Annotated in this window: 12 protein-coding genes; 10 read left to right on the top strand and 2 right to left on the bottom strand. The window is 73.4% G+C overall.

Going from position 1 to position 9,638, the window contains the following annotated elements; genetic code table 11:
- Nucleotides 1-658, bottom strand: a 658-nt coding sequence (locus AB0H87_RS32035) for an ATP-binding protein (RefSeq protein WP_360154101.1), incomplete at its 3' end; no start/stop codon positions are given.
- Nucleotides 659-755: 97 nt separating this feature from the next.
- Between AB0H87_RS32035 and AB0H87_RS32030 the strand changes: the two genes are divergently transcribed.
- From AB0H87_RS32030 to AB0H87_RS32010, 5 genes are read left to right on the top strand one after another with little or no spacing between them, the layout of a single operon-like run.
- Nucleotides 756-1,559 carry a methyltransferase domain-containing protein gene (locus AB0H87_RS32030; protein WP_360154098.1) on the top strand — a complete coding sequence of 268 codons (804 nt, stop codon included), beginning with the start codon at nt 756-758 and terminating at the stop codon, nt 1,557-1,559.
- 59 nt (nt 1,560-1,618) lie between these two features.
- Nucleotides 1,619-2,779, top strand: coding sequence for an FAD-dependent monooxygenase (locus AB0H87_RS32025; RefSeq protein ID WP_360154095.1), 1,161 nt, complete (start codon nt 1,619-1,621; stop codon nt 2,777-2,779).
- Nucleotides 2,780-2,823: 44 nt separating this feature from the next.
- The gene (locus AB0H87_RS32020; protein WP_360154092.1) at nt 2,824-3,144 is read left to right on the top strand and encodes a metalloregulator ArsR/SmtB family transcription factor; all 321 of its coding nucleotides are present in this window, start codon (nt 2,824-2,826) and stop codon (nt 3,142-3,144) included.
- Nucleotides 3,137-3,625 carry an SRPBCC family protein gene (locus AB0H87_RS32015; protein WP_360154089.1) on the top strand — a complete coding sequence of 163 codons (489 nt, stop codon included), beginning with the start codon at nt 3,137-3,139 and terminating at the stop codon, nt 3,623-3,625. The genes AB0H87_RS32020 and AB0H87_RS32015 overlap by 8 nt, the downstream gene beginning before the upstream one ends.
- Nucleotides 3,622-3,984: a hypothetical protein gene (locus tag AB0H87_RS32010; protein WP_360154086.1), complete on the top strand. Its 363-nt coding sequence runs from the start codon at nt 3,622-3,624 to the stop codon at nt 3,982-3,984. The genes AB0H87_RS32015 and AB0H87_RS32010 overlap by 4 nt, the downstream gene beginning before the upstream one ends.
- Here the strand turns inward: AB0H87_RS32010 and AB0H87_RS32005 are convergent.
- Nucleotides 3,959-4,762, bottom strand: coding sequence for a type II CAAX endopeptidase family protein (locus AB0H87_RS32005; RefSeq protein ID WP_360154083.1), 804 nt, complete (start codon nt 4,760-4,762; stop codon nt 3,959-3,961). The two genes, AB0H87_RS32010 and AB0H87_RS32005, sit on opposite strands and share 26 nt — an antisense overlap.
- 176 nt (nt 4,763-4,938) lie before the next feature.
- On the opposite strand from AB0H87_RS32005, the gene AB0H87_RS32000 reads away from it, so the two are divergent.
- From AB0H87_RS32000 to AB0H87_RS31980, 5 genes are all read left to right on the top strand, one after another.
- Nucleotides 4,939-5,727: a trypsin-like peptidase domain-containing protein gene (locus AB0H87_RS32000; RefSeq protein ID WP_360154080.1), complete on the top strand. Its 789-nt coding sequence runs from the start codon at nt 4,939-4,941 to the stop codon at nt 5,725-5,727.
- Between the two features lie 8 nt (nt 5,728-5,735).
- Entirely contained in the window at nt 5,736-6,701 is a 966-nt protein-coding gene (locus AB0H87_RS31995; RefSeq protein ID WP_360154077.1) for an AAA family ATPase, read from the top strand.
- The gene (locus AB0H87_RS31990; protein WP_360154074.1) at nt 6,698-7,642 is read left to right on the top strand and encodes a DUF58 domain-containing protein; all 945 of its coding nucleotides are present in this window, start codon (nt 6,698-6,700) and stop codon (nt 7,640-7,642) included. Before AB0H87_RS31995 ends, AB0H87_RS31990 begins: the two co-directional genes overlap by 4 nt.
- A 17-nt stretch (nt 7,643-7,659) precedes the next feature.
- Nucleotides 7,660-8,595 carry a VWA domain-containing protein gene (locus AB0H87_RS31985; RefSeq protein WP_360154071.1) on the top strand — a complete coding sequence of 312 codons (936 nt, stop codon included), beginning with the start codon at nt 7,660-7,662 and terminating at the stop codon, nt 8,593-8,595.
- On the top strand, nt 8,596-9,638 hold a 1,043-nt coding region (locus AB0H87_RS31980), incomplete at its 3' end, for a VWA domain-containing protein (protein WP_360154068.1).

Genomic DNA, 9,638 nt, shown 5'->3' with positions numbered 1-9,638 from the left:
GCCGCCCGGCCCGCGACGCCGGAGGACGCCTATCCCGTGAAGCCGACCGTCGTGCTGGTGCACGGTGCCTGGGCAGCGGACCGAGCCGCACGGTCGCGCCGGTGAGCAGCTCGTCCAGCGCGCCCGGCGAGACGCTGGGGTCGCCGCTGCGCACCGTGGCGACCACCGCGACGCCGAGGTCCTCGACGCGCCGGGCCACGCCGGCCAGCCAGCGCAGCGACGGCAGGTCGGCCCAGTGCAGGTCGTCGACACAGAGGACGGTCCGCTCGGCCGCCGCCTGGTTCGCGGTGAGGCAGAACAGCCCGTGCGCGGCCGCGGCGGTCGCGTCCGCCGAGTTCGCCGGTGCCGGCGTGGCCGCGCCCAGCACGCGATCGGCGAGCGCGGCGGGACCCCGGCACAGGCCGGGCCACGTGGTGGCGGACTGCAGGGGTGCGAACAACTGCCGGGCGATGCCGAACGGGAAGTCGCGCTCGAGCGGGTTGCCACGGGCCCGGAGCACCGCGAGACCGCGCCGGCGCGCGTCGGTGGCGGCCGCGTCGAGCAGCGTGGTCTTGCCGATGCCGGCCGGGCCTTCGAGGACGAGCAGGGTCCCAGAGCCGGCCTCGGCGGCGGCGAGCGCACCGGCGAGCACCGCCAGCTCCGCGTCACGACCGATCATGGCCACTCCCGAATCCTCAGTATGCGCTCCACGATGAGCCGGTGGGAGCGCCCGGTCCAGCCTGGTTGCACAAGTCCGACAGGGGTGGAGGTGCGTGATGACGTACGTGATGGGGCGGACCGCGGCGGAGTACGCGCGGCTGCGCGCACAGGCGAAGATCTGGGAGGGCGCCACGGCCGGGCTGCTCGACACGGTCGGGCTGGCGCCGGGCGCGCGCTGCCTGGACGTCGGCTGTGGGCCGGGCGAGACGATGCGGCTGATGGCGGAGCGGGTCGGCCCGGCGGGCCGGGTGGTCGGCGTGGACGTCGACGGCGAGCTCGGCCGCACCGCGGTGACGGCACTGGCCGACGCCGGGCACGGGCAGTGCGAGTTCGTCGAGGGCGACGTGGAGCGGGCGGACCCCGTACCCGATGGCGGTTTCGACCTGGTCTTCGGGCGGTTGATCCTGCTGCACGTCGCGGACCCGGTCGCCGTGCTGCGCAGGATGTGGGGCTGGACGGCGCCGGGCGGCGTCCTGGTCGTGCAGGACTACGACATGGAGGCGGTGGCCGCGAACCCGCCGCTGCCGGTGATCGACGAGTGGCGGCGGGTCTTCCTCGGCACGTTCGCGGCGGCCGGCCGCGACCACCGGCTCGGGCTCCGCCTGCCCGCCCTGTTCGCGGCGGCGACCGGTGCCCGGCCCGACGGCACGGCGGTGGCCGGCCGGCTCGACCGCATGGAGACCAGCGCACCGATGCTCGCGGCGACGTACCGCAGCATCACGCCGGCCGGGATCTCGCTGGGCACGGTCACGCCGGAGGAGGCGGACCGCTTCCAGGCGGACATCGCGCGGGCGGCCGTCGACCAGCCGGACCACCAGGCACTGTGGCCGTTGCTGATCGGGGCTCACCGCCGCCGCTGAAACGGGACTGCGCCGGGTCGCATCGAAGGGGGATGATGGCGATCCGGGGGGTGAGCGGCATGACGATGAAGGCGGCCGTCGTCGGTGGCGGGATCGGTGGACTGGTCACGGCGGTGGCGCTGCGCCAGGCAGGGGTCGACGTGCGGGTCTTCGAGCAGGCGTCCGCCGTCGGGACGGCCGGCGCGGGGATCCAGCTCGCGCCCAACGCGACCCGCGTGCTCGACGCGCTCGGTCTCCTGCCGGCGATCCGCCGTGTGGCGGTCGAGCCCACGGAGTTCGACTTCCGGCGGTGGGACGACGGTCGGGTGCTGTCGACGACGCCGCTCGCCGGCGCGATCGCCGACACCTACGGCGCGCCCTACCTGCACGTGCACCGCGGCGACCTGATCGCGATTCTGGCCGAGGCGCTGCCGGTCGAGGTCGGTGCCCGCTGCGTCGACGTGGTGCCGGGCGATCGCGGTGCGGAGCTGCTTCTCGCCGGCGGGCGGCGCGAGCAGGCCGACCTGGTCGTCGGCGCCGACGGCATCCACTCACTGGTCCGGCGGTCCGTTCTCGGCGCCGAGGACGCCCGGTTCACCGGGCACGTCGCGTTCCGTGGGCTGATCCCGGCCGAGCGCGTGGCCGGGCTGGGGCTCGCACACACCGCCACGGTGCGGATGGGGCCGGGCCGGCACTGCGTGCACTACTTCGTCTCGGCGGGCCGACTGCTCAACGTGGTCTGCGTGATCGAGGAGACCAGCTGGACCCGGGAGTCGTGGACCGACCGCGGCGACCCGGCCGAGGTGCGCGCCGCGTTCGCCGACTGGGACCCGGTGGTCCGCGCGATCGTCGACGCGCTGGACGCGCCGCTGAAGTGGGCGCTCTTCGACCGCGAGCCGATCCCGCGGTGGAGCAAGGGCGCGGTCACCCTGCTCGGCGACGCCTGCCACCCGATGCTGCCGTACGGCGCGCAGGGTGCCGCGCAGGCGATCGAGGACGCCGCGGTGCTGGCCGCCTGCCTGCGCGACGATGCCGACGTGCCCGCGGCGCTCGCGCGCTACGAAGCCCTTAGGCACGACCGCACGGCCCGGGTCCAGGCGATCTCCCGGGGCAACGCGACCCGTTTCCACCTGCCCGACGGCCCGGCCCAGCAGGCCCGCGACGCCGCGATCGCCGCCAGCAACGGCCTCACTCCGGACCTGGACTGGCTCTACGGCTCCGACATCTTCACCGCCGCCTGAGCCGTCCGTTGACATGTGACCTTCTGGTCACATATCTTTCCGTCGTGGACGACGACGGCGATCTCGTGTTCAAGGCGCTCGCCGACCCGACCCGGCGGTTCCTGCTCGACCTGCTCTTCGCGCGTGACGGCCGCACGCTCACCGAGCTCGAGTCGGAGCTTGCGATGTCGCGCTTCGGTGTGATGAAGCACCTCCGCGTGCTCGAGGCCGCGGGTCTCGTCGTGGCCCGCCGCTCGGGCCGGGAAAAGCTGCACTTCCTCAATCCCGTGCCGATCCGGCTGATCCACGACCGCTGGATCGACAAGTTCACCGAACGCCAGGCGTCGGCGCTGGCGGAGTTGAAGACGGAGCTCGAAAATGACTGACACGACAGTGCAGGTTCACCGGGTCTACATCAAGGCGACCGCGCAGGCCATCTGGGACGCCATCACCCGTCCCGAGTGGACGGCCCGCTACGGACACCGCGGGCTCAGCGAGTACGACCTGCGCCCCGGCGGCGCGTTCGTGGGCCGGGCCAACGAGGGCATGATCGCCCGCGGCACACCCGAGGTGGCCGTGGACGGCGAGGTCGTCGAGGCCGACCCGCCGCACCGCCTCGTGCAGACCTTCCGCATGCTGATGGACCCGGGCCTCGCCGCCGAGGGGTTCACCCGGCTCACCTACGAGATCGCCGAGGGCGCCAACGGCGTCTGCACGCTGACCGTGACACACGACCTGACCGGCGCACCGGGCCTGGCCGGCCTGATGCGCGGCGACTTCGAGGCGATGGGCGCCGGCGGCGGCTGGCCCTGGACGCTCAGCGGCCTCAAGACCCTGCTGGAGACCGGCAAGGAGCTGGAGTCGTGAGCACGGCGCTGTCGGTCCCGGCCCTACGGACGGCCGCGCCGCTGCTCGTGGCCGGCGCGGTCGACGGCTACCCACCGGGCGCGGCCGACGCGGTCACGTGGCACGGCACGGTGCACTCGCTGGCACCGGCCGCCGCCGGCATCGCGGGCCTCGTCGCCTACGTGCTGTTCGCCCGCCGCTTCGCCGCCGACCACGAACGCGGCTGGCTCATGTGGACGATCGCGGCACCGATCGCGATCCTGGTCGCGAACGCGGCCTCGGCCACCACCGGCGACTTCCGCTGCCTCGTCGTTGGTCGGGCGATCGGTGCGGCCTGGACGACGTCGCTCTTCGTCAAGCTGCGCGCAGGCGTCCGGTAAGCAGGATCCACGCACCGACGGCCGCGAGCGGGACGAGGCCGAGCAGGTCCGCCACCGCCGGGTCGAGTCCGCCGCCGTCGATCAGCAGGGCGGCGGTGAGCGTACCGATGACCATGTTGTTGCCCGCATGGGCGACGCAGGCGACCCAGACGCTGCCGGAACGCAGGAACAGCCAGGCCAGGATCACCGCCTGCGCGACGATCAGCAGCGTCCAGCTCACGAGACCGAGCACGGGGTTCGCGTAGTCGGCGTAGTCCGTGAGCACCAGCGGGTAGTGCCACGCCGCCCAGACGAGACCGGTGACCAGCGCCGCCCGCGCCGGGTTCCGGCCGGTTCGCTGCTGCAGGTAGCTCCGCCATCCGAACTCCTCACCCCAGAACAGCGGCGCGAGGACGACGGGCGCGGCCAGCACCAGCAGCAGCGTGGCCGGGCCCGGCAGGTCGTCCGCGGTGGGCTCGTAGAGCCGCAGCGCGGTCGCCAGCCCGACGGTCACGGCGACCACGAGCAGAGGTCCGAACCACGCGACGAGGTAGTACCGCCGGGCCACCCGAAGCCGCGGGCGAAGACCCGCGTCGGCGAATCCCTCCCGCGTGACCCAGCGGCGCACCACGAGCGCCGCGATCGCCGGCCCGAACGCGATCGGGACCGCGAACGCCAGTTGCGTGAGCGGGTCGGCCATCGACCAGCCGAGCACCGCGTGCGCGACGAGGACGCCGCTCCACGCCAGACCGAACGCGATGAGCAGGAACGCCGGCACTCCGGATGACGTGGCTCGCATGGCAGGAAGGCAAGCAGCAGCACCGGTGTGACCTCGTCACACCCAGGTACGAAAAGCCGCGCCATACCTGGGAGCCAGGTCCACCTGAAAGAACGGACATTCAGGATCGCGCCGGGGCGCGGTTAGGGTGACGCTATGCGGCGCGCCAGCCAGCCACGCGTGGGCCGCGGTCCGCGATGACCGTGTCCGGTGAGGTCGCGGACGCCGCACCGCCCCGGCGGCGGCGGTGGCGGGTCTGGTCGGCCGTCGCCGGCGTCGCCTTGTTGCTGGTCGTCACGGCGCTCGTCGCCTTCCGCGCCGGGGGCGGCGGCGCGCCACCGGACGCCGCGCCGAGCCCCTCCCCCACCGCCAAGCCGCCGCTGACCACCGCCCAGGTCTACACCGTCCTCGCGCCGTCCGTGGTCAGCGTGCGCGGGTCCGGCAACGGCACCGGCGTCGTCGCGAACGCCGACGGGCTCGTCGTCACCGCCTTCCACGTGGTCGACGGCGCGAAAACCATCGAGATCACGTTTCCCGACGGCACCGAGGTGCCCGCCACCCTCGCCGGCAGCGACCGCGCCAACGACATCGCGCTGCTGCTGCCGCAGCGCGCGCCCACCGTCATCGTCCCCGCGGTCATCGGCAACGCCGGCCGGCTCGCGATCGGCGACGACGTCGTGGCGATCGGCAACCAGCTCGGGCTCGTGCACAGCACCACCGCCGGCGTGGTGTCGGGCCTCGAACGCGTCGCGACCGGCACCGACGGCACCCGGCTGCGCGGCCTGATCCAGTTCGACGCCGCCGTCAACCCCGGCAGTTCCGGCGGGCCGCTGGTCAACACCCGTGGCGAGACCGTCGGCATCGTCGTCGCCCTGCTCAACCCCACCCCGGCCGGCACCTTCGTCGGTGTCGGCTTCGCCGTGCCGATCGGCGCCGCGCTCGGCGGCGGTGCCGACGGCACGGGACCACCCGGTCCGATGCAATAGGAGCGCGCATGGACACCGAGCCCATCCTGTACGAGGTCAAGAAGACCATCGTCGGCCAGGACGCGCTCCTCGAACGACTGCTCGTCGCCCTGCTCGCCCGCGGCCACATCCTGGTCGAGGGCGTACCCGGACTGGCCAAGACCCTGGCCGTGAAGGCGCTCGCCGGCGCGATCGGCGGCCAGTTCCACCGGGTGCAGTTCACCCCCGACCTCGTGCCCGCCGACATCGTCGGCACCCGCGTCTACCACCAGCACAGCGGCGAGTTCCAGGTGTCGCTCGGCCCGGTGTTCACCAACCTGCTGCTCGCCGACGAGATCAACCGGGCGCCGGCCAAGGTGCAGAGCGCGCTGCTCGAGGTGATGCAGGAGCAGCAGGTGACCATCGGCCGCGAGACGCACCAGGTGCCGAAGCCGTTCCTGGTCATGGCGACGCAGAACCCGATCGAGTCCGAGGGCACCTATCCGCTGCCGGAGGCGCAGGTCGACCGGTTCATGATGAAGGTCCTGGTCGGCTATCCGAGCCCGACCGAGGAGTTCGTGATCGTCGAGCGCGCGATCGCCGCCGCGGCGGCCGGCCAGGCCGTGGCCGACCCGGAGCGGCTGGTCGCGATGCAGGAACAGGTCGACCGGGTGTACGTGGACCCGGCGCTGATCGAGTACGCCGTCCGGCTGGCCAACACCACGCGCGACCCGGCCGCCGCGGGCCTCGGCGACCTGTCCCGGTACGTCAGCTTCGGCGCCAGCCCCCGCGCCTCGATCAACCTGATCCTGGCCGGCCGCGCGCTGGCGTTCATCCGGGGCCGGGACTACGTGGTGCCGGCCGACGTCACCGAGCTCGTCCTCGACGTGTTCCGGCACCGGCTCGTCCTCTCGTACGAGGCCCTCTCCGACGACGTGACCCCCGACAACATCCTGACCCGGGTGATGGCCGCGGTCCCCGTCCCCGACGCACCGCTGCAGCGGGCCGGCCGATGACCACCGCCCCGGACCGCCTGCTCCGCAAGCTGGAGTGGCGCGTCCTGCGCCGGCTCGACGGCCGGCTGCAGGGCGCGTACCGCACGGCGTTCCGCGGCACCGGGATCGACTTCGACAGCCTCCGCGAGTACCTCCCGGACGACGACGTCCGGCACATCGACTGGAACGTCACGGCCCGGCTGGACCAGCCGCACGTCCGGCAGTACACGGAGGACCGCGAGCTGACCGCCTGGCTCGCGCTCGACCAGTCGGCCTCGATGCGGTTCGGTGAGACGCCGCCTCACCCGAGTCTTGGAATTGATCTGCGCCGTCCGGAGGACCAGGCGCCATTGGCGGCATCAGGCAAGGACTCGATGCTCACCGACCTCGCCGTCTGCCTCGCCCGGCTGTTCTCCCGGGGCGGCAACCGGGTCGGCGCGATCCTCTACGACAACCTGCGCCACCGGGTCGTGCCGCCGCGCACCGGCCGTGACCACGTGCTGCGGCTGACCGACCTGGTGACCGCGCCGACCGCCGAGCGCGGTGGCGGCAGCACCGACCTCGCCGCGATGCTGCGCCTGGCCGCCCGCAACGCCCGCCGGCGCAGCCTGCTGTTCGTCGTCTCCGACTTCATCGGCGAGGGCGACTGGGCCGGCGAGCTGACCCGGCTGGCGCTTCGGCACGAGGTGGTCGCGATCCGCGTCGTCCACCCCGCCGAGCTGGACCTGCCCGACCTCGGCCTCGTCCTGGTCGAGGACGCCGAGACCGGCGAGCAGATGCTGGCCGACACCGGCGACCCGCTGTTCCGCGAGCGGCTGCGCGCCGAGGTCGAGGCGCGGGAGGCCGAGGTCGACGCCGCGATGGGCCGGGCCGGGGTCGCCGCCCACCGCGTCCGCACCGATGACGACCTGGTCGAGGTGCTGGTCGCCATGGTCCGCCGGACGAGACGCGTACGCCGATGACTTTCCAGCATCCCGTGATGTTCGCCGTCGCCCTGGTCGTCGGCGTCGCCTGTGTGCTCGGGCTGCGCCGGCTCCAGCGTGATCGGGCCAGGGCCTACCAGGCGGCCGGCGTCCCGGTGCGCGGCGGCACACGGCGTTACCTGCCGCCGATCCTGTTCCTCGCGGCCGTCGTGTTCCTGCTGATGGCCGTCGCGCGTCCACAGGCGACACTCGGCGTCCCGCGCACCTCCGGGACCGTGATGCTGGCCTTCGACGTCTCCAACAGCATGGGCGCCAACGACATCACGCCCACCCGGCTGGCCGCCGCACAGGCCGCGGCGATCGCGTTCGTCGAGGCACAGCCGACCACTGTGGACATCGGCGTCATCGCGTTCAGCCAGGGTGCGCTCAGCACGCACACGCCGGCCAACCGGCACGCCGAGACCGTCGACGCGATCAAGCGCCTGCGGGTGACCGGCGGCACGTCGATCGGCCAGGCGATCCTCGGCTCGCTCACGGCGATAGTCGGCCGGCCGGTCACGCTGCCGGAGCCGCCGGCCCAGCCGCCCGACCTCGGCTACCACACCGACGCGACGATCGTGCTGCTCACCGACGGCGAGGACACCGGCGGCCCGGACGCGCTGGCCGCCGCCGAACTGGCCGCCAACGCCGGCGTGCACATTCAGACGGTGGGCGTGGGCACGGTGGAGGGCAGTACCGTGGACATCGACGGATATCAGGTGTCGACGGCCTTGAACGAGGACCTGCTCACCCAGATCGCCGCGGCGACCGGCGGTGGCTACCACCGGGCACAGGACGCCGGGGCGCTCGACGCCGCCTACCGGGACCTCGACCTGCGTACGACCATCGAACCGCAACCGATCGAGCTGACCGGCCCGGTCGTCGCGTTCGCGCTGCTCCTGCTGCTGGCCGGCGCGGCGCTGACGATCCACTGGTTCGGACGGATCCTGTAGATGTCACTGACCTGGCCGTGGGCCCTCACCGCACTGCTGATCTTCCCTGCCCTGCTCGGCTACCGCTGGTGGACCCGCCGCCGGCGGCGCCGCGAGACCGTGCGGCTGCCGAGCCTCGCGCTCGTGCGCGCCGCGCTGCCCGGCCGCTCCCGCTGGCGCCGGCTGATCCCGCTCTGGCTGTTCGCGGCCGGCCTGGTGGTGCTCGCCACCGGCGCCGCCCGGCCGCAGGCGTCGGTGCCCGTGCCGGCCAACTCGACCACCATCATGCTGGCCATCGACTCCTCGGGCTCGATGTGCTCGACCGACGTCGCACCCAACCGGCTCACCGCCGCGCAGCAGGCGGCCCGCGAGTTCGTCGAGGGCCAGCCCGAGGGCGCGAACATCGGCCTCGTCACGTTCTCCGGCAACGCCGGGTTGCTCGTCCAGCCGACCGACGACAAGAAGGCGCTGGTCGCCGCGATCGACTCGCTGCGCACCGCCCGTGGCACCGCGATCGGGCTCGCGATCCTCACCTCGGTGGACGCGATCGCCGAGGTCAACACCGACGTGCCGCCGACCGGCATCGAACTGCCCGCCGGCGGGCCCGTCGACCTGCAGCCGGACACCATCGTCGTGCTCACCGACGGCCGCAACACCCAGGGCGTCGACCCGACCACCGCGGCGGAGCAGGCGGCGGCCCGCGGCCTGCGGGTCTACACCATCGGCTTCGGCACCACCCAACCCTCGGCGATGGTGTGCGACCCCAACCAGGCCGGCGGCGACGTGATGTTCGGCGACGGCTCCCGCTTCTCCGGCGGCGGCTTCGGTGGGCGCCGCTACCAGAACATCGACGAGCCGACCCTGCGCGAGGTCGCCGACCTGACCGGCGGCGAGTACTACGAGGCGCAGGACGCCGCCGAACTGTCCCGCGTGCTCCGCGACCTGCCGAGCAACATCGTGCTGCAGCGGCAGGACATGGAGATCACGGGCTGGTTCGCGCTCGCCGGCGCCCTGCTCGTGCTCGCCGCCGTCGCCCTGGCCCAGTGGTGGAGCCGGACGCAGGT

Source organism: Asanoa sp. NPDC050611, from assembly GCF_040654855.1.
Taxonomy (GTDB): domain Bacteria; phylum Actinomycetota; class Actinomycetes; order Mycobacteriales; family Micromonosporaceae; genus Asanoa.
Note: the sequence above shows the minus strand (reverse complement) of the source record. Positions and strands in the feature narration are given on the sequence as shown.

Excerpts from the sequence above, each read along its gene's own strand:
- AB0H87_RS32030 (WP_360154098.1), top strand. The coding sequence starts at position 756 with ATGACGTACGTGATGGGGCGGACCGCGGCGGAGTACGCGCGGCTGCGC.
- AB0H87_RS32025 (WP_360154095.1), top strand. The coding sequence starts at position 1,619 with ATGACGATGAAGGCGGCCGTCGTCGGTGGCGGGATCGGTGGACTGGTC.
- AB0H87_RS32015 (WP_360154089.1), top strand. The coding sequence starts at position 3,137 with ATGACTGACACGACAGTGCAGGTTCACCGGGTCTACATCAAGGCGACC.
- AB0H87_RS32005 (WP_360154083.1), bottom strand. The coding sequence starts at position 4,762 with ATGCGAGCCACGTCATCCGGAGTGCCGGCGTTCCTGCTCATCGCGTTC.
- AB0H87_RS32000 (WP_360154080.1), top strand. The coding sequence starts at position 4,939 with ATGACCGTGTCCGGTGAGGTCGCGGACGCCGCACCGCCCCGGCGGCGG.
- AB0H87_RS31995 (WP_360154077.1), top strand. The coding sequence starts at position 5,736 with ATGGACACCGAGCCCATCCTGTACGAGGTCAAGAAGACCATCGTCGGC.
- AB0H87_RS31990 (WP_360154074.1), top strand. The coding sequence starts at position 6,698 with ATGACCACCGCCCCGGACCGCCTGCTCCGCAAGCTGGAGTGGCGCGTC.
- AB0H87_RS31985 (WP_360154071.1), top strand. The coding sequence starts at position 7,660 with ATGTTCGCCGTCGCCCTGGTCGTCGGCGTCGCCTGTGTGCTCGGGCTG.